Raw genomic sequence first — 22,221 nt, 5'->3', positions numbered from 1 at the left:
GGGGTAGCTTTTGCTGAAGTATCGCCTGATTTCCGCTTTTGTATTAATACCCATCGTTATCGCGGCGCTGTTTTTACTGCCGCCGGTGGGATTTGCCATTGTCACGCTGGTGGTGTGTATGCTCGCCGCGTGGGAATGGGGGCAGCTTAGCGGCTTTACTTCGCGCACTCAGCGGGTATGGCTGGCTGTACTCTGTGGCCTGTTACTGGCGCTGATGCTGTTGTTGTTGCCTGAGTATCATCACAATATCCATCAGCCACTGATTGAGGGTTCCCTGTGGGCCTCGCTGGGCTGGTGGGTTGTCGCATTGCTGCTGGTGCTTTTTTATCCCGGCTCTGCAACATTCTGGCGCAACTCTAAAACGCTGCGCCTGATTTTCGGCCTGCTCACAATTGTTCCTTTTTTCTGGGGTATGCTTGTGCTGCGTGTCTGGCACTACGACGACAACCACTACAGTGGCTCACTGTGGCTGCTCTATGTGATGATTCTCGTCTGGGGTGCTGACTCCGGGGCCTATATGTTTGGTAAACTCTTTGGCAAACATAAACTGGCGCCGAAAGTGTCGCCTGGCAAAACCTGGCAGGGGTTCATCGGCGGTCTGTTTACGGCGGCGATTATCTCCTGGGGATATGGCGTGTGGGCGAATCTTGACGTCGCACCGAGCACGCTGCTGATTTGTTCTATTTTTGCCGCGCTGGCGTCCGTTCTTGGGGATTTAACCGAGAGCATGTTCAAGCGTGAAGCAGGGATCAAAGACAGCGGTCACCTTATCCCAGGACATGGTGGAATACTGGATCGCATCGATAGCCTGACGGCTGCGGTACCGGTCTTCGCATGCCTGTTGTTGCTGGTATTTGGCACGATTTAACGGAAGGTTTTATGCTGAGCATCCTATGGAATCTGGCGGCGTTCATTGTTGCACTTGGTGTACTCATCACTGTGCACGAATTTGGCCATTTCTGGGTTGCGCGGCGTTGCGGTGTGCGGGTCGAGCGTTTTTCGATTGGCTTCGGTAAAGCGCTTTGGCGTCGCACTGATCGCCATGGTACTGAGTTTGTCATTGCGCTGATCCCGCTCGGCGGCTACGTAAAAATGCTGGATGAGCGCGTAGAGCCTGTTGCGCCTGAGATGCGACACTACGCCTTCAACAACAAAACCGTCGGCCAGCGCGCCGCCATCATTGCTGCCGGTCCGGTAGCGAACTTCATCTTCGCCATTTTCGCCTATTGGCTGGTGTTTATCATCGGTGTCCCTGGTGTTCGTCCGGTTGTTGGTGAAATAACCGCCAACTCCATCGCCGCGACGGCGCAAATTGCACCGGGCATGGAACTTAAAGCGATCGATGGTATCGAAACCCCTGATTGGGAAGCTGTCAGGCTGCAATTGGTTTCTAAAATCGGCGATGACCAGACCACCATCACTGTTTCACCCTTTGGTGCCAGTCAGCGTCAGGATAAAGTCCTCGATTTGCGTCACTGGGCGTTTGAGCCAGATAAAGAAGATCCGGTTGCGGCATTGGGCATTCGCCCACGCGGTGCGCAGATCGAACCGGTGTTAGCTGAAGTGCAGGCTGACTCGGCGGCGAGTAAAGCAGGTTTGCAAGCGGGCGACAGGATCGTTAAAGTCGATGGTCAACCGTTAACACAATGGATGACGTTTGTTATTCTGGTGCGCGATAATCCTGGCACACCGCTGGCAGTTGAGATCGAACGACAGGGGAGTCCGCTCTCCTTGACGCTAATCCCGGACACCAAACCGGGCGGTGGTAAGGCAGAAGGATTTGCGGGCGTAGTGCCCAAAGTGATTCCGCTGCCAGATGAGTACAAGACAATACGCCAGTATGGGCCGTTCAGCGCCATCCTTGAAGCCACGGATAAAACATGGCAACTGATGAAGCTGACGGTCAACATGTTGGGGAAATTGATTACCGGTGACGTAAAACTGAACAACCTCAGTGGGCCGATTTCTATCGCTCAAGGGGCTGGGATGTCAGCGGAATTCGGGGTGATTTACTATCTCATGTTTCTCGCGCTCATTAGCGTGAACCTCGGGATAATCAACCTGTTCCCGCTTCCCGTATTAGACGGGGGGCATCTGCTGTTTTTAGCGATCGAAAAGCTAAAAGGTGGACCGGTATCCGAGCGAGTTCAAGACTTTAGTTATCGCATTGGCTCGATACTGCTAGTGCTGTTAATGGGGCTTGCGCTTTTCAATGATTTCTCTCGGTTGTAAGAGAGATAGTTAGGAAGAATGCATAATAACGATGGCGATGAAAAAGTTGCTCATAGCGTCGCTGCTGTTTAGCAGCGCAACCGTATACGGTGCTGAAGGTTTCGTAGTGAAGGATATTCATTTCGAAGGTCTTCAGCGTGTCGCCGTCGGTGCGGCCCTCCTCAGTATGCCAGTTCGCCAGGGCGACACGGTTAATGATGAAGATATCAGTAACACCATTCGTGCACTGTTTGCCACTGGCAACTTTGAGGACGTTCGCGTCCTGCGCGATGGTGATACGCTGCTGGTTCAGGTGAAAGAACGCCCGACGATTGCCAGTATCACTTTCTCCGGTAACAAATCGGTGAAAGACGATATGCTCAAGCAAAACCTTGAAGCATCTGGTGTTCGTGTGGGTGAATCTCTGGACCGCACAACCCTGTCCGACATCGAAAAAGGACTGGAAGATTTCTACTACAGCGTCGGTAAGTACAGCGCGAGCGTCAAAGCCGTTGTCACTCCGCTGCCGCGTAACCGCGTCGATCTGAAACTCGTCTTCCAGGAAGGCGTTTCAGCGAAGATCCAGCAGATCAACATCGTGGGCAACCACGCGTTCAGTACGGACGAGCTGATCTCTACCTTCCAGCTGCGCGATGAAGTGCCGTGGTGGAACGTAGTCGGCGATCGTAAATACCAGAAGCAGAAGCTGGCGGGCGATCTCGAAACCCTGCGTAGCTACTATCTGGACCGCGGTTATGCCCGTTTCAACATTGACTCTACTCAGGTCAGTCTGACTCCGGACAAGAAAGGTATCTACATTACGGTTAACATCACTGAAGGCGATCAGTACAAGCTTTCCGGTGTTGAAGTAAGCGGAAACCTGGCGGGTCATTCCGCTGAGATCGAGAGTCTGACCAAGCTTGCACCGGGTGAACTGTATAGCGGCGCGAAAGTGACCAAAATGGAAGACGGCATTAAAAAGCTGCTCGGCCGTTATGGTTATGCCTACCCGCGCGTACAGACTCAGCCAGAAATCAACGACACGGATAAAACCGTTAAGCTCCACGTTAACGTGGATGCGGGTAACCGTTTCTATGTGCGTAAAATTCGCTTTGAAGGTAACGATACCTCCAAAGATTCCGTACTGCGTCGCGAAATGCGCCAGATGGAAGGCGCATGGTTGGGCAGCGACCTCGTTGACCAGGGTAAAGAGCGTCTGAACCGTCTGGGTTACTTCGAAACGGTCGATACCGATACACAGCGTGTATCAGGCAGCCCGGATCAGGTAGACGTGGTTTACAAGGTGAAAGAGCGTAACACCGGTAGCTTTAACTTCGGCGTGGGTTACGGCACCGAAAGTGGCGTGAGCTTCCAGGTCGGCGTTCAGCAGGATAACTGGTTAGGTACGGGCTATTCCGTTGGTATCAACGGTACCAAGAACGACTACCAGACCTATTCTGAGTTCTCTGTCACTAACCCATACTTCACCGTTGACGGTGTGAGCCTGGGCGGTCGTATTTTCTATAACGACTTTAAAGCAGACGATGCGGACCTGTCCTCGTACACCAACAAAAGTTATGGTGTGGATGGCACGCTTGGCTTCCCGATTAACGAATACAACACCCTGCGTGCTGGTTTAGGTTACGTGCATAACGACCTGTCCAATATGCAACCGCAGGTGGCAATGTGGCGTTATCTGGACTCTATCGGTCAGTCGGCGAGCACCTCAAGCGACAACAACGGTTTCGCTGCAGATGACTTCACCTTCAACTACGGTTGGACGTATAACCGCCTTGACCGTGGTTTCTTCCCGACAGCGGGTTCTCGCGTCAACCTGAACGGTAAAGTGACCGTTCCAGGTTCTGATAACGAGTTCTACAAAGTTACGCTGGACACGGCGTCTTACTTCCCAATTGATGAGGATCACAAGTGGGTTGTGCTGGGTCGTACACGTTGGGGTTACGGTGACGGCTTAGGTGGCAAAGAGTTGCCATTCTATGAAAACTTCTATGCCGGTGGTTCCAGCACAGTACGTGGCTTCCAGTCCAATAACATTGGTCCGAAAGCGGTGTACTACGGCGGCAACGACTCTGATAACTGTGATAAGAAGTCTTCGTCAGAAGTCTGTAGCTCTGATGACGCGGTGGGTGGTAACGCCATGGGCGTCGCCAGCCTGGAGATCATTACGCCTACGCCGTTCATCAGCGATAAGTATGCGAACTCTGTGCGTACCTCGTTCTTCTGGGATGCGGGTACCGTGTGGGATACCAACTGGGATAACACTGCTCAGATGAAAGCAGAAGGTGTGCCGGATTACAGCGATCCGAGCAACATTCGCATGTCTGCAGGTATCGCATTACAATGGATGTCACCGTTGGGGCCGTTGGTCTTCTCCTACGCCCAGCCGTTTAAGAAATACGATGGAGACAAAGCGGAACAGTTCCAGTTTAACATTGGTAAAACCTGGTAATTATCCGTTGCAATGGAATGCGTTGGCAGTGTAGCGCTGACAACCGGCGATCGCATAGACGATCGCCTTGCCACGCAAAGAACGGTACCTTCGGGTACCAATGGGATGGTAAGGAGTTTATTGTGAAAAAGTGGTTATTAGCTGCAGGTCTGGGTTTGGCAATGGTGACTTCTGCTCAGGCAGCGGACAAAATTGCAATCGTCAACATGGGTAATCTTTTCCAGCAGGTAGCCCAGAAAACGGGTGTTTCTGCGACTCTGGAAAACGAATTCAAAGGCCGTGCTGGTGAACTGCAAGGTATGGAAAACGATCTTCAGTCCAAAATGCAGCGTCTGCAGCGTGATGGTTCTACCATGAAAGCGAGCGACCGTAGCAAGCTGGAAAAAGACGTAATGGCACAGCGTCAGACTTTCTCTCAGAAAGCACAGGCTTTCGAGCAGGATCGTCAGCGTCGTTCTAACGAAGAGCGTGGCAAACTGGTAACTCGTATTCAGTCTGCTGTGAAAGCTGTTGCAGCGGATCAGAACATCGATCTGGTTGTTGATGCGAATGCCGTTGCTTTCAACAGTAGCGATGTGAAAGACATCACTGCTGATGTACTGAAACAGGTTAAATAAGTAATGCCTTCAATTCGACTGGCTGATCTCGCTCAGCAGTTGGATGCAGAATTACACGGTGATGGCGATATCGTCATCACCGCTGTTGCGTCCATGCAATCTGCTAAAGCAGGCACAATAACGTTCATGGTAAGCCCGAAGTACCGTGAGCACCTGGCTCAATGCCAGGCGTCTGCTGTCGTTCTGACGCAGGACGACCTTCCGTTTGCCACGACAAGCGCACTGGTAGTAAAAAATCCCTACCTGACTTACGCGCGTATGGCTCAAATTCTTGATACCACGCCGCAGCCGGCGCAGAACATTGCTGCCAGTGCAGTCATTGATCCGACGGCGAAGCTGGGTAATAACGTTGCAATTGGCCCGAATGCCGTTATCGAATCCGATGTTGTTCTCGGTGATAACGTGGTGATTGGCGCGGGTTGTTTCGTGGGTAAACAGACTAAAATTGGTGCAGGCTCCCGTTTATGGGCCAATGTGACCGTCTATCATGAGATCGAAATCGGCGAAAATTGCCTGATCCAGTCCAGTACCGTGATCGGTTCGGACGGGTTTGGTTATGCCAACGATCGTGGTAACTGGATTAAGATCCCTCAGCTCGGCCGGGTAATTATCGGCGATCGCGTTGAGATCGGCGCATGCACAACGATTGACCGCGGTGCCCTCGACGACACCATCATTGGTAATGGTGTTATCATTGATAACCAATGTCAGATTGCGCATAACGTTGTGATTGGCGACAATACAGCTGTTGCAGGTGGCGTGATCATGGCAGGCAGTCTGAAAATTGGCCGTTACTGCATGATCGGTGGTGCCAGCGTGATCAATGGGCATATGGAAATATGCGACAAGGTCACGGTGACAGGCATGGGTATGGTGATGCGTCCTATCACTGAGCCTGGTGTCTATTCCTCCGGCATTCCGCTGCAACCGAACAAAGTGTGGCGTAAAACCGCAGCTCTGGTGATGAACATTGATGATATGAGCAAGCGTCTCAAAGCGATTGAGCGCAAAATCGATCAACAAGACTAAACGTTCATCCCTATAACGCTAAATTTCCCGGCCTGTCGGCTTTCTTATAAACCGGCAGGCCGTGTTATTATTGCTATTCAGTAAATTTTGACAGGAAGAGTATTTTGACTACCGACACTCATACTCTGCATATTGAAGAGATTTTAGAGCTTCTGCCGCACCGCTACCCGTTTTTGCTGGTAGATCGTGTGCTGGATTTTGAAGAAGGTCGTTTTCTGCGCGCAGTGAAAAATGTCTCTGTAAATGAGCCATTCTTCCAGGGACATTTCCCTGGTAAACCTATCTTCCCGGGTGTGTTGATCCTGGAAGCGATGGCACAGGCTACCGGTATTCTGGCGTTTAAAAGCGTCGGTAAACTGGAGCCAGGTGAACTGTATTACTTCGCGGGTATTGATGAAGCGCGCTTTAAGCGCCCAGTCGTGCCTGGTGATCAGATGATCATGGAAGTGACTTTTGAAAAAACGCGCCGTGGCCTGACGCGCTTCAAAGGCGTTGCGCTGGTTGACGGCAAAGTTGTTTGCGAAGCGACCATGATGTGTGCGCGTAGCCGGGAGGCCTGATACGTGATTGATAAATCCGCCTTTATTCATCCAACCGCCATTGTGGAAGAGGGCGCCGTAATTGGTGCTAACGCCCACATTGGTCCTTTTTGTATTGTCGGACCCCATGTCGTTATTGGCGAGGGTACCGTACTGAAATCTCACGTGGTGGTGAATGGTCATACGACCATTGGCCGCGATAATGAGATCTATCAGTTTGCCTCCATTGGCGAAGTGAACCAGGATCTGAAATATGCTGGCGAACCGACCCGTGTGGAAATCGGCGATCGCAACCGCATTCGCGAAAGCGTCACCATTCATCGTGGCACAGTACAGGGTGGTGGATTGACGAAGGTGGGCAGCGACAACCTCTTTATGGTCAACGCGCATATCGCGCACGACTGTACTGTGGGCAGCCGCTGTATCCTCGCCAACAACGCAACGCTGGCAGGACACGTATCGGTTGACGATTTCGCAATCATTGGCGGCATGACCGCAGTCCATCAATTCTGCATCATTGGTGCACACGTGATGGTCGGCGGTTGCTCCGGTGTGGCGCAGGATGTCCCACCGTATGTGATTGCGCAGGGCAACCATGCGACGCCGTTTGGCGTCAACATTGAAGGTCTCAAGCGTCGTGGCTTTAGCCGCGAAGCGATTACCGCGATCCGCAACGCGTACAAACTGTTGTACCGTAGCGGTAAAACGCTGGAAGAGGCCAAGCCAGAAGTTGCAGAGCTGGCAGAACAGCACCCTGAAGTGAAAGCGTTCACCGAGTTCTTTGAACGCTCAACTCGCGGTCTGATCCGTTAATGGTCGACAATCGTCCATTAACGATAGCCCTGGTCGCCGGAGAAACCTCCGGCGATATTCTTGGTGCAGGTCTTATCCGCGCACTCAAGGCTCGCGTACCCAATGCCCGCTTTGTCGGCGTGGCAGGCCCGCTGATGCAGGCCGAAGGCTGTGAAGCCTGGTACGAAATGGAAGAGCTGGCGGTGATGGGCATTGTTGAAGTGCTAGGCCGTTTACGCCGCCTGCTGCACATCCGCGCCGATCTCACCCGTCGTTTTACCGATCTCAAACCCGATGTGTTCGTCGGGATCGATGCCCCTGATTTCAATATTACCCTCGAAGGGAACCTGAAAAAGCAGGGTATCAAAACGATCCACTACGTCAGTCCGTCCGTCTGGGCGTGGCGACAGAAACGTGTTTTCAAAATAGGCAGATCGACCGATTTGGTGCTTGCTTTTCTGCCTTTCGAAAAAGCGTTTTACGATAGATTCAATGTTCCCTGCCGCTTTATCGGCCACACCATGGCAGACGCCATGCCGCTGGATCCGGATAAAAACGCGGCGCGCGATATTCTTGGCATTCCGCACGACGCCCACTGCCTGGCCCTGTTGCCGGGAAGTCGCGGTGCTGAAGTGGAAATGCTCAGCGCCGATTTCTTGAAAACGGCGCAAATCCTTCGCCAGACTTACCCCGATCTTGAAGTCGTTGTGCCGCTGGTAAATGCCAAACGCCGCGAGCAGTTCGAGCGTATCAAAGCCGAAGTGGCCCCTGATCTGCACATCCACCTTCTGGATGGCAAAGGCCGCGAGGCGATGTTCGCCAGCGACGCTGCGCTGCTGGCCTCGGGAACTGCGGCGCTGGAATGCATGCTCGCGAAATGTCCGATGGTAGTGGGTTATCGCATGAAGCCGTTCACCTTCTGGCTGGCGAAACGTCTGGTGAAAACGGATTATGTCTCATTACCAAACCTGCTTGCCGGGCGCGAGCTGGTGAAAGAGTTACTGCAGGATGAGTGTCAGCCTCAGGCATTAGCTGATGCGCTGCTGCCCTTGCTGGCAGACGGCAAAACCAGCCACCAGATGCATGACACTTTCCGGGAGTTGCATCAGCAGATCCGCTGTAATGCCGATGAGCAGGCGGCTGATGCGGTGCTGGAGTTAGCAAAATGATGGAATTTGTTTATCCTCACACGCACCTGGTTGCGGGTGTGGACGAAGTTGGACGCGGTCCGCTGGTGGGTGCGGTAGTGACCGCTGCCGTGATCCTCGATCCGGCTCGCCCGATTGTCGGGCTGAACGACTCAAAAAAGCTTTCTGAAAAACGCCGCCTGGCGCTGTTCGATGAGATCAAAGAAAAAGCGCTGGCGTGGAGCTTAGGCCGCGCCGAGCCAGAAGAGATCGACACGCTGAACATTTTGCATGCCACGATGCTGGCGATGCAGCGCGCCGTTGCCGGGCTGAATATTGTCCCTGAATATGTGCTGATCGACGGAAACCGTTGTCCTGCGCTACCTATGCCATCGATGGCGGTGGTGAAGGGCGATAGCCGTGTGGCTGAAATCAGCGCAGCGTCTATCATTGCCAAAGTCACGCGCGATGCCGAAATGGCCGCGCTGGACCTCACCTTTCCCCAGTATGGCTTTGCCCAGCACAAGGGATATCCAACCGCTTTCCATTTGGAAAGACTGGCTGAACACGGCGCAACTGAACATCATCGGCGCAGTTTTGGTCCGGTGAAACGCGCACTGGGACTGGTGTCCTGAATCAATACGCAAGTAATTAAGTAACGCGGAATCTGAAGATGGCTGAACCACGTTTCGTACACCTGCGGGTGCATAGCGACTACTCCATGATTGATGGGCTGGCGAAGACCGGGCCGCTGGTAAAAAAGGCGGCCTCCCTTGGCATGCCTGCGCTGGCGATCACCGATTTCACCAACTTATGCGGTCTGGTGAAGTTCTACGGAACGGCGCACGGCTCCGGCCTGAAGCCGATTGTCGGTGCGGATTTTCACGTCCAGTGCGATCTGATTGGTGATGAGCTGACGCAGATTTCCGTGTTAGCCATGAATAACACCGGCTACCAGAACCTGACGCTGCTGATTTCCCGCGCCTACCAGCGCGGCTACGGCGCGGCGGGTCCGTGGATCGACCGCGAGTGGCTGGCAGAGCTGAACGAAGGCTTACTGCTGATCTCCGGTGGCCGCCTGGGCGATGTGGGCAAAAGCCTGCTGCGCGGCAATAGCGCATTGGTGGATCAGTGCGTTGCATTTTATGAAGAACACTTCGCGGATCGTTTCTATCTTGAGCTGATCCGCACCGGTCGTCCTGATGAAGAGAGCTATCTGCATGCGGCGGTGGCCCTTGCGGAAGAACGCGGTCTGCCCGTCGTCGCGACCAACGACGTGCGTTTCCTTGAGCCTGGCGACTTTGATGCGCACGAGATCCGCGTGGCCATCCACGATGGTTTTACTCTCGACGATCCCAAGCGTCCGCGTAACTATTCGTCGCAGCAGTACATGCGCAACGAAGACGAAATGTGTGAACTGTTTGCCGACATTCCGGAAGCGCTGGAAAACAGCGTCGAAATTGCCCGCCGTTGTAACGTCACTGTTCGTTTAGGCGAATACTTCCTGCCGCAATTCCCGACCGGTGATATGACCACCGAAGATTTCCTCGTGGTGAAATCGAAAGAGGGTCTGGAAGAGCGTCTCGAATTCCTGTTCCCGGATCCGGCCGAACGCGCCGAAAAACGCCCGGCCTACGATGAGCGCCTGGATATTGAACTCCAGGTGATTAACCAGATGGGGTTCCCCGGCTACTTCCTGATCGTTATGGAGTTTATCCAGTGGTCGAAGGATAACGGCGTGCCGGTAGGCCCTGGGCGTGGTTCCGGTGCGGGTTCACTTGTCGCCTACGCGCTCAAAATCACCGACCTCGATCCGCTGGAATTCGACCTGCTGTTTGAACGTTTCCTTAACCCGGAACGTGTTTCGATGCCCGACTTCGACGTTGACTTCTGCATGGAGAAACGCGACCAGGTGATTGAGCACGTTGCGGACATGTACGGTCGTGACGCGGTATCGCAGATCATTACCTTCGGCACGATGGCGGCGAAAGCGGTTATCCGCGACGTGGGACGCGTGCTCGGCCATCCGTACGGTTTTGTCGATCGCATCTCCAAACTGGTGCCACCCGATCCAGGTATGACGCTGGCGAAAGCCTTTGAAGCGGAACCTCAGCTGCCGGAAATCTACGAAGCTGACGAAGAGGTAAAAGCGCTGATCGACATGGCGCGAAAGCTGGAAGGTGTCACGCGTAACGCCGGTAAACACGCCGGTGGCGTGGTCATCGCGCCGACTAAAATCACTGATTTTGCCCCGCTGTATTGCGATGAATCAGGGCAACATCCGGTCACGCAGTTTGATAAGAACGACGTGGAGTACGCGGGCCTGGTGAAGTTCGACTTCCTTGGTTTGCGAACGCTCACTATCATCGACTGGGCGCTGAAAATGATCAACCCGCGCCGGGCCAAACAGGGCCTGGAGCCGATTGATATCGCCGCCATCCCGCTCGATGATAAGAAAAGCTTCGACATGCTGCAGCGCTCGGAAACCACAGCGGTATTCCAGCTTGAATCGCGCGGCATGAAAGATCTGATTAAACGTCTTCAGCCCGACTGCTTCGAAGATATGATCGCACTGGTGGCCCTGTTCCGTCCGGGCCCGTTGCAGTCAGGGATGGTTGATAACTTTATCGACCGTAAGCATGGGCGCGAAGAGATCTCTTACCCTGACGTCCAGTGGCAGCACGAGTGTCTGAAACCCGTTCTTGAGCCAACCTACGGCATTATCCTGTACCAGGAACAGGTGATGCAGATTGCTCAGGAGCTTTCCGGCTACACCCTTGGCGGCGCGGATATGCTGCGTCGTGCAATGGGTAAGAAAAAGCCGGAAGAGATGGCCAAGCAGCGCGGCACCTTTGAAGAGGGGGCGAAAAGCCGTGGCGTTGACGGTGAGCTGGCGATAAAAATCTTCGACCTGGTAGAGAAATTCGCCGGTTACGGATTTAACAAATCGCACTCTGCTGCTTACGCGCTGGTCTCGTATCAAACCCTGTGGCTGAAAGCGCACTACCCGGCAGAATTTATGGCGGCCGTAATGACCGCCGATATGGATAACACCGAGAAAGTGGTCGGCCTGGTCGACGAATGCTGGCGCATGGGGCTGAAAATCCTGCCTCCGGATATTAACGCCGGGATGTACCATTTCCACGTCAACGACGACGGTGAAATTGTCTACGGGATTGGCGCCATCAAAGGCGTAGGCGAAGGCCCAATCGAAGCCATTATCGAAGCGCGTAACAATGGCGGTTACTTCCGCGAGCTTTTCGATCTCTGTGCCCGTACCGACACCAAAAAGCTGAACCGCCGGGTGCTGGAAAAACTGATAATGTCCGGGGCGTTTGACCGCCTCGGGCCGCATCGCGCAGCGCTGATGAATTCCCTCGGCGATGCGTTGAAAGCCGCCGATCAGCACGCAAAAGCGGAAGCGATTGGTCAGGCGGATATGTTTGGCGTGCTGGCAGAAGAGCCTGAGCAAATTGAGCAATCATATGCCAACTGCCAGCCGTGGCCGGAACATACGGTGCTGGAAGGGGAGCGTGAGACGTTAGGGTTGTACCTGACGGGGCATCCGATCAACCAGTATCTGAAAGAAATTGAGCGTTATGTCGGAGGCTACAGGCTAAAAGACATGCATCCGACAGAACGTGGTAAAATGACCACGGCGGCGGGGCTCGTCATTGCTGCGCGGGTTATGGTCACCAAGCGCGGTAATCGCATCGGCATCTGTACGCTGGATGACCGTTCCGGGCGGCTGGAGGTGATGTTATTCACCGAAGCGCTGGAAAAATACCAGCATTTGCTGGAAAACGACCGCATACTTATCGTCAGCGGACAGGTCAGCTTTGATGACTTCAGCGGCGGGCTTAAAATGATGGCCCGTGAAGTGATGGATATTGACGAAGCCCGGGAAAAATATGCTCGCGGGCTTGCTATCTCGCTGACGGACAGGCAAATTGATGACCAGCTTTTAAACCGACTCCGTCAGTCTCTGGAACCCCATCGATCGGGGACCATTCCAGTACATCTCTACTATCAGAGGGCGGATGCACGCGCGCGGTTGCGCTTTGGTGCAACGTGGCGTGTCTCTCCGAGCGATCGTTTACTTAACGATCTCCGTGGCCTCATTGGTTCGGAGCAGGTGGAACTGGAGTTTGACTAATACAGGAATACTATGAGTCTGAATTTCCTTGATTTCGAACAGCCGATTGCAGAGCTGGAAGCGAAAATCGATTCTTTGACAGCGGTAAGCCGTCAGGATGAAAAACTGGATATTAACATCGACGAAGAAGTGCATCGTCTGCGTGAAAAAAGCGTAGAACTGACGCGCAAAATCTTTGCCGATCTCGGCGCATGGCAGATTGCCCAGCTGGCTCGTCATCCACAGCGCCCGTACACCCTGGATTATGTCCGCCTGGCGTTTGATGAATTTGACGAACTGGCAGGCGATCGCGCTTATGCTGACGACAAAGCCATTGTTGGCGGTATCGCACGTCTGGATGGTCGCCCGGTGATGATCATTGGTCATCAGAAAGGCCGTGAAACCAAAGAGAAAATCCGTCGTAACTTTGGGATGCCAGCGCCGGAAGGCTACCGTAAGGCCCTGCGCCTGATGGAAATGGCAGAGCGCTTTAACATGCCTATCGTGACCTTTATCGACACCCCAGGTGCATACCCAGGTGTTGGTGCAGAAGAGCGCGGTCAGTCTGAAGCTATCGCACGTAACCTGCGTGAAATGTCGCGTCTCTCCGTTCCGGTGATTTGTACCGTGATCGGTGAAGGCGGCTCCGGTGGCGCACTGGCTATCGGCGTGGGCGATAAAGTGAATATGCTGCAGTACAGCACCTATTCCGTTATCTCCCCTGAAGGCTGTGCCTCCATTCTGTGGAAGAGTGCAGACAAAGCGCCGCTGGCAGCGGAAGCAATGGGTATCATCGCACCACGCCTGAAAGAGCTGAAACTGATCGATACCGTGATCCCAGAACCACTGGGTGGCGCGCACCGTAAGCCGGAAGTGATGGCCGCTTCCCTTAAGGCGCAGCTGCTGGCTGACCTGGCCGATCTCGATGTGCTGAGCAAAGAAGACCTGCTCAACCGTCGCTATCAGCGCCTGATGAGCTACGGTTACGCGTAAGTTGCACACATAAATCTTAAAAGCCGCACACTGTTGCGGCTTTTTTTATACCTGCCGTTTACCTCGGCTATGCTTATCTAATGTTTTTCAAGGAGGTAGACCATGAACATCATTGCCATCATGGGTCCACATGGCGTCTTTTATAAAGACGAGCCCATCAAGGAGCTGGAAAAATCACTGCAGTCCCGCGGATTTCAGCTTATCTGGCCGAACAACAGCGCCGATCTGCTGAAGGTTATCGAACACAATCCACGCATCTGTGGCGTCGTTTTCGACTGGGATGAGTACGATCTGGAGCTGTGCAGCGATATCAATCAACTTAATGAATATCTGCCGCTGTACGCCTTTATCAATACCCATTCGACGATGGATGTCAGCGCTCATGATATGCGCATGGCGCTGTGGTTTTTTGAGTATGCCCTCGGCGCTGCCGACGATATTGCGACGCGCATCGAGCAATACACACATGAGTATCTCGATAACATCACGCCTCCTTTTACCCGTGCGCTGTTCAATTACGTAAAAGAGGGCAAATACACCTTCTGCACGCCGGGCCATATGGCGGGTACGGCGTATCAGAAAAGCCCCGTTGGCTGCCTGTTCTACGATTTCTTTGGCGGCAACACGTTGAAAGCGGATGTCTCGATTTCGGTCACAGAGCTGGGATCGCTGCTGGATCACACCGGCCCGCATCTGGAGGCGGAAGAGTATATTGCCCGCACCTTCGGCGCCGAACAGAGTTATATGGTGACGAACGGCACGTCGACTTCCAATAAGATTGTCGGGATGTACGCCGCCCCGGCCGGAAGTACGCTGCTGATTGATCGCAACTGCCACAAATCGCTGGCCCATCTGCTGATGATGAGCGATGTCGTCCCGCTCTGGCTGTCGCCGACGCGAAATGCGTTAGGCATCCTGGGGGGTATTCCACGCAGGGAGTTTTCCTACGCCGCCATTGAACAAAAAGTCGCATCTGTTGAAGGAGCGAGCTGGCCCATTCACGCCGTGATCACCAACTCGACTTACGACGGGCTGCTATACAACACCAACTGGATAAAGCAGACGCTGGATGTCCCCTCGATCCACTTTGATTCCGCCTGGGTTCCTTACACGAATTTCCACCCGATCTATGCGGGCAAAAGCGGAATGAGCGGTGAGCGGGTGCCGGGTAAAGTGTTCTTCGAAACCCAGTCGACGCACAAAATGCTGGCGGCGTTTTCGCAGGCATCGTTGATCCACATTAAGGGCGAATACGACGAAGAGACCTTCAACGAAGCCTTTATGATGCACACCACCACATCGCCGAGCTATCCGCTGGTGGCCTCGATTGAAACGGCAGCCGCGATGCTGAGGGGGAATCCGGGCAAACGCTTGATCAATCGTTCGGTGGAGCGAGCGCTCCATTTCCGCAAAGAGGTCCAGCGACTCAAAGACGAAGCCGACGGCTGGTTCTTTGATATCTGGCAGCCGGAGGAGATTGATGAAGCGGAGTGCTGGTCCGTCGCGCCAGGCGAGAGCTGGCATGGATTCCGCGATGCTGATGCGGATCATATGTTCCTCGATCCGGTAAAAGTCACCATTCTGACGCCGGGAATGGATGAGCAGGGGACGATGAGCGATGACGGCATTCCCGCGGCGCTGGTGGCGAAATTCCTCGATGAGCGAGGCGTGGTGGTGGAGAAAACCGGGCCGTACAATCTGCTGTTTTTGTTCAGTATCGGCATCGATAAAACCCGCGCAATGGGGCTGCTGCGAGGACTGATGGAGTTCAAACGCGCCTACGATCTCAATCTGCGGGTAAAAAATATGCTGCCGGATCTGTATGCCGAAGATCCAGATTTCTACCGCAACATGCGGATCCAGGATCTGGCTCAGGGGATCCACAAGCTGATCCGTCAGCACGATCTGCCCCGGCTGATGCTGCAGGCGTTTGACGTTTTACCTGAAATGAAACTGACGCCGCACAAAGCCTGGCAACGTCAGGTGAAAGGGGAAGTGGAAACTATCGAGCTGGAAAATCTGGTGGGGCGCATATCGGCGAATATGATCCTGCCTTATCCGCCAGGCGTTCCGCTGTTGATGCCGGGGGAGATGATTACCGAACAAAGCCGGGCAGTGCTCGATTTCCTGCTGATGCTGTGCTCGGTGGGGCGGCACTATCCCGGGTTTGAGACCGACATTCACGGGGCGAAACGCGATGAAAACGGCGGCTACTGGGTGCGAGTCTTAAAAAATAGCTGAGCCCTTGCGTGCCAGGGGGCTCGGTTGTAACGTTTACTCCTCATAAAAAGGAGAGGCTATGCTGGGTTTAAAACAGGTTCACCATATTGCGATCATTGCGACTGACTATGCCAAAAGTAAGGCATTTTATTGCGACATTCTCGGGTTCACGCTGATGAGCGAAGCGTATCGCGCCGAGCGTGATTCGTGGAAAGGTGACCTGGCGTTGAACGGGCAATATGTGATTGAGCTGTTCTCTTTTCCTTTCCCGCCAGCACGCCCGTCGCGGCCTGAAGCCTGTGGGCTTCGCCATCTGGCCTTCAGCGTAGGGGATATCGAGCAGGCGGTGCAGCATCTTGACGCGCATGGCGTGAAGTGCGAAGCCATTCGCATCGATCCCTTTACCGACAAGCGCTTTACGTTCTTCAACGATCCGGACGGTTTGCCGCTGGAGCTTTATCAGCAGTAATGCTTGCCATCCATGACAATGCTCGGTAATTTTCCGGGCATTGTCTCTCTGTGAATTCCGCTATGACCCAACCTGCGATTGCCCAGTCAGTTTCTCCTTACCGCCAGCTGCTGGTGGGCTTTAGCGGCGGCCTGGATTCAACCGTCCTGCTGCACCGACTGATGCTATGGCGCGAACAGGAAGCGGACGTGCAAATCCGCGCGATTCATATTCATCACGGGCTGAGTCCCTTTGCCGATGAGTGGGTCGCTCACTGCGAGTCGCTTTGCCTGGCCTGGAATATCCCGCTTTTGATTGAACGCGTGACGCTGTTGGATGAAGGTCTCGGGACTGAAGCTCAGGCACGGAAAGCGCGCTATGCTGCCTTTGAGAAATCACTTCTGCCCGGCGAAGCGATTGTCACGGCGCAGCATCTCGACGATCAGTGTGAAACCTTCTTATTAGCGCTCAAACGCGGCAGCGGCCCGGCAGGATTATCCGCAATGGCTGAGCGAAGTGAATTTGCCGGTACGCACTTATTACGCCCACTGCTGAGGGAAACCCGCGCTTCACTGGAGCGCTGGGCGCAGGAACATTATCTTTGCTGGATTGAAGATGAAAGCAATCAGGATGACGCCTACGACCGGAACTTCCTTCGCCTGCGCATTTTGCCCGAACTTTCTCAGCGTTGGCCGCACTTTGCCGAGGCGACGGCGAGGAGTGCGAAATTATGCGCAGAGCAGGAGAGCTTGCTGGATGAACTCCTCAGCGAGGAGCTGGAGAGCCTGATGTCGCAAGAGCGAGCGCTGCGCATTGCGCCGCTGCTGGCGATGAGTGCCGTGCGCCGTGGAGCGCTGCTGCGACGCTGGCTGGCCGGTCATGATGCCCAGATGCCCTCGCGCGACATGCTCAACCGCATCTGGGAAGAGGTCGCGCAGGCGCGCGAAGATGCCAATCCGTGCTTACGCTTTAACGATTTTGAACTGAGACGTTACAAAGAGCAGCTCTGGTGGATCAAGCATCAGCCGTCACTGGCCGATGAAATCCTTCCGTGGGGTAATATCCGTAAGCCACTGGAACTGCCGCAGGGGGCGGGCCAGGTTTGTCTTGAAGGTGCCGGGAATGTACGACTGCCGGAGGCGGGTGAAAAGGTAACGATCCGTTTTAAGGCCAGCGGGAATTTACACATTGTGGATCGTAACGGCGGGCGCAAGCTGAAAAAAATCTGGCAGGAGTGCCATATCCCGCCCTGGCTACGTGATTCCACGCCTCTGCTTTTTTATGGCGAAAACTTAATTGCGGCGGCGGGCGTGTTTATCACGCAGGAAGGCTGGGCGGAACAGGGTGTGAGTTTCGAGCGGAAAGCGTAACGGGCAGTGAGCTGCCCGTTAAAAGGAATTAGGATTCGCTCACCACGACGGTGCCGATATCCGGATGACTAAAGCTGGCAATTTTATCGAGACGAAGTTCACGCGTTGCACCTGCGTCTTCGACGACCAGATATTCAACGTTCTTACGTGATACAAGGTCACTCGCTTTTGCTTTCAGCTCCTCGCCGTCTTTTAAGGCCAGCGCCAGGATCAGGTGATTCTGGCAGGCAAGCTCGAGGTTATCGTAGTCATCACAGTTGATGGGTTGATAGGTATCATTCATTGACATAATCGCTCACCAGTAAATTCGCAGCAGCATACGCCGCTTTTTCCCTGACCGATTCTGAAAGGCTGGCGTCCGACGCCACTTCATTCAGCACTTTCAATACACAGCCCAACGCATCCGGGATATACCCCAGATCTCCGCTGGCAATTTCCGCATACCTTTTGCGAATTAACTCACAATAATTTTCCACATCCCCTCCTGCCAGCGCACTGACGTTACTGTGAGATACACTTAAGCCTACGAAGATAAACTCGGTTTAGCAAGGTGACTATACCATACTCATTCAAGCAATATCAGCGCCTTGATATTGCTGAGATTCGCCGCTGCGTAACAGCCTTTTGGCCGGAATTTCGCTACAATGGGCACCTGATTCGAATGGAGTTCTCTCATGGCGCTGAAAGCGACAATTTATAAAGCGGTAGTCAACGTAGCTGACCTTGACCGCAACCAGTTTCTCGATGCGTCGTTAACGCTGGCCCGTCACCCGTCCGAAACGCAGGAGCGCATGATGCTGCGCCTGCTGGCGTGGATTAAGTACGCCAATGAACGCCTGCAATTTACGCGTGGTTTGAGCGCTGAAGAAGAGCCGGAAGCCTGGCTGCGTAACGATCATATGGGTATCGATTTGTGGATCGAACTGGGTCTGCCGGACGAGCGTCGTATCAAAAAGGCCTGCACTCAGGCGGCTGAAGTCGCGATTTTCGCCTATAATCAACGTGCTGCGGAGATTTGGTGGCAGCAAAACCAGCGTAAATGCGCGCAGTATTCGCACCTGTCGGTATGGTATCTGGATGACGAACAGCTGGCGCAACTGACCGCATTTGCCACCCGTACGATGGCACTGCAGGCGACGATTCAGGATGGGGCAATCTGGCTGTCTGATGCTCAGAATAATCTGGAAATTCATCTGACTGCGTGGCAATCCCCGTCATGATTGTGGTGTCCCGAACCGTTACCATTCCTGATAATGAGCTGGAAATTACCGCGATCCGGGCTCAGGGTGCGGGTGGCCAGCATGTAAATAAAGCCTCAACGGCGATTCATCTGCGCTTTGACATTCGGGCCTCCAGCCTGCCAGAGTCCTATAAAGAAGCCCTGCTGGCTGCCAGCCATCATCTGATTACCAGCGATGGCGTCATCATTATTAAGGCGCAAGAGTACCGCAGCCAGGATTTGAATCGCGAAGCCGCACTTTCCCGGCTGGTGGCGGTCATACAGGAGCTTACGGCGGTGCAAAAAAGCCGCCGGGCCACGCGACCGACGCGGGCGTCGAAAGAGCGCCGATTGTCATCAAAAGCGCAGAAATCCACCGTAAAATCACTGCGTGGAAAAGTACGTCGGCCCCAGGAATAACGTACCAGGATTACATTGTTATAAGGAATTCATCGTGAATAAAGCGATATTGTCAGTGTTGGCCGCGTCCACACTGTTTGCATTAATAGGGTGTAACAACCGCGCCGAGATGCAGACTCTGCAACCGACGCACTCCGAAGAGTTGAAGCCGATGCAGCAGAGCTGGCGCGGCGTTCTGCCGTGCGCAGACTGTGAAGGTATTGAAACGACTCTGTTCCTGGAAAAGGACGGTTCATGGGTGATGAACCAGCGCTATCAGGGCGCGAAAGAGCCCTCTTCCTTTGCGTCTTATGGTAAATGGGCACGCACGGCTGAGAAGTTGGTGCTGACGGATGCTGAAGGCGAGAAAACCTATTTCCGTGCCAAAGGCGAAGGCATGGAGATGCTGGATCGAGAAGGGAATCCAATCGAGTCCCAGTTTAATTACACCCTTGCACCAGTTAAAGCAGCGCTGCCGTCCACTCCAATGGCAATGCGCGGCATGTATTTCTACATGGCGGATGCAGCGGTCTTCACCGACTGTGCCACGGGCAAAAAAGTGAGTGTCGCGAATAATGCCCAGCTGGAACGTGATTATGCCGTGGCGCGCGGGAATGACAGCAAGCCGGTACTGTTGACGGTGGACGGTCACTTCACGCTGGAGCCGAACCCGGACAGCGGTGAGATGGTCAAAACGCTGGTAACGGATAAGAATGCAAAGTTTGTGGCGGGTAAAGACTGCGACAGCAAGTAAGACTGAATCAGACGTAAAAGAAAACCCCGCCGAGGCGGGGTTTTTTATGTCTTAACCTTTGATGGCTTTCACCAGGTAATCAAGAATGTCGCCAGTCTTGATCATCTGCTTCTCGCCGCTGCGACGGTATTTATATTCAATCTCGTCGCTATCGAGGTTACGGTCGCCGATGACGACTGTGTGTGGGATACCGATCAGTTCCATATCCGCAAACATCACGCCCGGACGCTCTTTACGGTCGTCCATCAGCACTTCGATGCCCTGCGCGCGCAGTTCGCTGTACAGTTTCTCAGCCAGTTCCTGAACACGATAAGACTTATGCATGTTCATTGGCAAAATTGCTACCTGGAACGGCGCGATATTGTCTGGCCAGACGATGCCGCGCTCATCGTGGTTCTGCTCAATGGCAGCAGCCACAACGCGTGTCACACCGATACCGTAGCAACCCATGGTCAGGATCTGGTTACGACCGTCTTCACCCTGAACGGCTGCGTTCAGCGCCTGAGAGTACTTCGTCCCCAGCTGGAAGATGTGGCCTACTTCGATACCGCGTTTGATCTGAAGATGACCCTGGCCGTCCGGGCTTGGATCGCCGGCAACCACGTTACGGATATCCGCCACTTCTGGCGTCGCAGTGTCGCGATCCCAGTTGATGCCAAAGTAGTGCTTACCGTCGATGTTAGCGCCAGCAGAGAAATCGCTCATGGCGGCAACGGTACGGTCGATAACGACTGGAACCGGCAGATTAACCGGACCCAGTGAACCTGGACCTGCGTTAACCACCGCACGGATTTCCGCTTCGGTAGCAAATGTCAGCGGGCTTGCGACCTGCGGCAGTTTTTCGGCTTTCACTTCGTTCAGCTCGTGATCGCCACGAACCAGCAGGGCAACCAGCGGATACGCGCTACCTTCAACGGATTTCACCAGCAGCGTTTTCACCGTTTTCTCAATCGGCAGATTGAACTGCTCAACCAGCTCGGCGATGGTTTTCGCGTTTGGCGTGTCGACCAGTTTCATCTCTTCGGTCGCCGCTGCGCGCGGAGTGGCAGGTGCCAGCGCTTCAGCAAATTCGATGTTCGCCGCGTAGTCAGAGGTATCGGAGAAGATCACATCATCTTCGCCGCTCTGAGCCAGCACCTGGAATTCGTGAGAGGCGCTACCGCCGATTGAACCGGTATCAGCCTGTACAGCGCGGAAATCCAGACCCATACGGGAGAAGATTTTGCTGTAGGCACCGTACATCACGTCGTAAGTTTCCTGCAGGGATTCCTGTGAGGTATGGAAAGAGTAGGCATCTTTCATCAGGAATTCGCGGGAACGCATCACGCCGAAACGCGGGCGAACTTCGTCACGGAACTTGGTCTGGATTTGGAAGAAGTTCAGCGGCAGCTGTTTGTACGAGTTCAGCTCGTTACGGATCAGGTCAGTGATCACTTCTTCATGCGTTGGGCCGAGCACAAACGGACGCTCGCCGCGATCAACAAAGCGCAGCAGTTCCGGGCCGTACTGCTCCCAGCGACCACTTTCCATCCACAGGTCAGCGGGCTGAACCACAGGCATGGACACCTCGATAGCACCGGCGTTGTTCATCTCTTCACGCACGATGTTTTCGACTTTTTTCAGGACGCGCAGGCCGGTCGGCAACCAGGTGTACAACCCGGAGGCCAGCTTGCGGATCATCCCGGCGCGCAGCATCAGCTGGTGGCTGATGACTTCAGCGTCGGCAGGTGTCTCCTTCAGTGTGGAGAGCAGATATTGGCTAGTACGCATGTTGTTACGGTTCCATTTCGACGATTGGACCAGGCTGAAACGTCAGACTGACACAAAAAAAGTGGTTTAGTTTACCAGTGTGGCAAAGATGCCAAAAGAGAGGAAAAATAAAATTAGCGCTCTTCCAG

20 protein-coding genes are annotated in these 22,221 nt (G+C 54.0%); 17 read left to right on the top strand and 3 right to left on the bottom strand.

The genetic code is table 11. The features are described 5' to 3' along the window. Positions 1 to 10: 10 nt before the first annotated feature. From cdsA to tilS, 14 genes are all read left to right on the top strand, one after another. Positions 11 to 868 carry a phosphatidate cytidylyltransferase gene (cdsA, locus tag ETG88_RS10990; protein WP_100777555.1) on the top strand — a complete coding sequence of 286 codons (858 nt, stop codon included), beginning with the start codon at positions 11 to 13 and terminating at the stop codon, positions 866 to 868. Positions 869 to 879: 11 nt separating this feature from the next. Further along, positions 880 to 2,232 carry a sigma E protease regulator RseP gene (gene rseP, locus ETG88_RS10985; RefSeq protein ID WP_102104631.1) on the top strand — a complete coding sequence of 451 codons (1,353 nt, stop codon included), beginning with the start codon at positions 880 to 882 and terminating at the stop codon, positions 2,230 to 2,232. A 31-nt stretch (positions 2,233 to 2,263) separates the two neighbouring features. Then, positions 2,264 to 4,681 (top strand): outer membrane protein assembly factor BamA, encoded by a 2,418-nt coding sequence (bamA, locus tag ETG88_RS10980; RefSeq protein WP_102104632.1) that lies wholly within the window; start codon positions 2,264 to 2,266, stop codon positions 4,679 to 4,681. A 122-nt stretch (positions 4,682 to 4,803) separates the two neighbouring features. Then, positions 4,804 to 5,298, top strand: a complete 495-nt coding sequence (skp, locus tag ETG88_RS10975; protein WP_100777552.1) for a molecular chaperone Skp — start codon at positions 4,804 to 4,806, stop codon at positions 5,296 to 5,298. Between the two features lie 3 nt (positions 5,299 to 5,301). Continuing rightward, positions 5,302 to 6,327, top strand: coding sequence for a UDP-3-O-(3-hydroxymyristoyl)glucosamine N-acyltransferase (lpxD, locus tag ETG88_RS10970; RefSeq protein ID WP_100777551.1), 1,026 nt, complete (start codon positions 5,302 to 5,304; stop codon positions 6,325 to 6,327). A 104-nt stretch (positions 6,328 to 6,431) separates the two neighbouring features. Further along, a complete protein-coding gene (gene fabZ / locus ETG88_RS10965) occupies positions 6,432 to 6,887 on the top strand; it encodes a 3-hydroxyacyl-ACP dehydratase FabZ (RefSeq protein ID WP_007373234.1) in 456 nt (151 codons plus the stop codon). Between the two features lie 3 nt (positions 6,888 to 6,890). Beyond that, positions 6,891 to 7,679: an acyl-ACP--UDP-N-acetylglucosamine O-acyltransferase gene (lpxA, locus tag ETG88_RS10960; protein WP_100777550.1), complete on the top strand. Its 789-nt coding sequence runs from the start codon at positions 6,891 to 6,893 to the stop codon at positions 7,677 to 7,679. Then, complete coding sequence (lpxB, locus tag ETG88_RS10955; protein ID WP_123429458.1) at positions 7,679 to 8,827, top strand: lipid-A-disaccharide synthase; 1,149 nt, start codon at positions 7,679 to 7,681, stop codon at positions 8,825 to 8,827. Before lpxA ends, lpxB begins: the two co-directional genes overlap by 1 nt. Next, on the top strand, positions 8,824 to 9,420 hold the full coding sequence (rnhB, locus tag ETG88_RS10950) for a ribonuclease HII (protein WP_102104634.1): 597 nt from the start codon (positions 8,824 to 8,826) through the stop codon (positions 9,418 to 9,420). The genes lpxB and rnhB overlap by 4 nt, the downstream gene beginning before the upstream one ends. Before the next feature lie 38 nt (positions 9,421 to 9,458). Continuing rightward, complete coding sequence (gene dnaE, locus ETG88_RS10945) at positions 9,459 to 12,941, top strand: DNA polymerase III subunit alpha (RefSeq protein WP_123429456.1); 3,483 nt, start codon at positions 9,459 to 9,461, stop codon at positions 12,939 to 12,941. Positions 12,942 to 12,953: 12 nt separating this feature from the next. After that, a complete protein-coding gene (gene accA / locus ETG88_RS10940; protein WP_100777546.1) occupies positions 12,954 to 13,913 on the top strand; it encodes an acetyl-CoA carboxylase carboxyl transferase subunit alpha in 960 nt (319 codons plus the stop codon). A 102-nt stretch (positions 13,914 to 14,015) separates the two neighbouring features. Further along, positions 14,016 to 16,154: a lysine decarboxylase LdcC gene (locus ETG88_RS10935; protein ID WP_129035397.1), complete on the top strand. Its 2,139-nt coding sequence runs from the start codon at positions 14,016 to 14,018 to the stop codon at positions 16,152 to 16,154. Positions 16,155 to 16,212: 58 nt separating this feature from the next. Then, positions 16,213 to 16,602 (top strand): VOC family protein, encoded by a 390-nt coding sequence (locus tag ETG88_RS10930; protein WP_100777544.1) that lies wholly within the window; start codon positions 16,213 to 16,215, stop codon positions 16,600 to 16,602. Positions 16,603 to 16,664: 62 nt separating this feature from the next. Beyond that, positions 16,665 to 17,951: a tRNA lysidine(34) synthetase TilS gene (tilS, locus tag ETG88_RS10925; RefSeq protein ID WP_129035396.1), complete on the top strand. Its 1,287-nt coding sequence runs from the start codon at positions 16,665 to 16,667 to the stop codon at positions 17,949 to 17,951. 28 nt (positions 17,952 to 17,979) lie between these two features. Here the strand turns inward: tilS and rof are convergent, their stop codons facing one another. Together rof and ETG88_RS10915 are read right to left on the bottom strand one after the other, a co-directional pair. Beyond that, entirely contained in the window at positions 17,980 to 18,240 is a 261-nt protein-coding gene (rof, locus tag ETG88_RS10920) for a Rho-binding antiterminator (protein WP_100777542.1), read from the bottom strand. Beyond that, a complete protein-coding gene (locus ETG88_RS10915) occupies positions 18,227 to 18,427 on the bottom strand; it encodes a YaeP family protein (RefSeq protein ID WP_095280858.1) in 201 nt (66 codons plus the stop codon). Before ETG88_RS10915 ends, rof begins: the two co-directional genes overlap by 14 nt. A 198-nt stretch (positions 18,428 to 18,625) precedes the next feature. On the opposite strand from ETG88_RS10915, the gene ETG88_RS10910 reads away from it, so the two are divergent. From ETG88_RS10910 to nlpE, 3 genes are read left to right on the top strand one after another with little or no spacing between them, the layout of a single operon-like run. Further along, positions 18,626 to 19,171, top strand: a complete 546-nt coding sequence (locus tag ETG88_RS10910) for a YaeQ family protein (protein ID WP_100777541.1) — start codon at positions 18,626 to 18,628, stop codon at positions 19,169 to 19,171. Next, on the top strand, positions 19,168 to 19,590 hold the full coding sequence (gene arfB, locus ETG88_RS10905; RefSeq protein WP_100777540.1) for an alternative ribosome rescue aminoacyl-tRNA hydrolase ArfB: 423 nt from the start codon (positions 19,168 to 19,170) through the stop codon (positions 19,588 to 19,590). The genes ETG88_RS10910 and arfB overlap by 4 nt, the downstream gene beginning before the upstream one ends. A 34-nt stretch (positions 19,591 to 19,624) precedes the next feature. Beyond that, entirely contained in the window at positions 19,625 to 20,323 is a 699-nt protein-coding gene (gene nlpE, locus ETG88_RS10900; RefSeq protein ID WP_129035395.1) for an envelope stress response activation lipoprotein NlpE, read from the top strand. A gap of 51 nt (positions 20,324 to 20,374) precedes the next feature. Here the strand turns inward: nlpE and proS are convergent, their stop codons facing one another. Beyond that, a complete protein-coding gene (gene proS / locus ETG88_RS10895) occupies positions 20,375 to 22,093 on the bottom strand; it encodes a proline--tRNA ligase (RefSeq protein WP_100777538.1) in 1,719 nt (572 codons plus the stop codon). Between the last annotated feature and the right edge of the window lie 128 nt (positions 22,094 to 22,221).

It is taken from the genome of Lelliottia nimipressuralis (genome assembly GCF_004115925.1).
GTDB lineage: Bacteria > Pseudomonadota > Gammaproteobacteria > Enterobacterales > Enterobacteriaceae > Enterobacter > Enterobacter nimipressuralis.
This window is presented reverse-complemented; position numbering and strand designations above follow the sequence as displayed.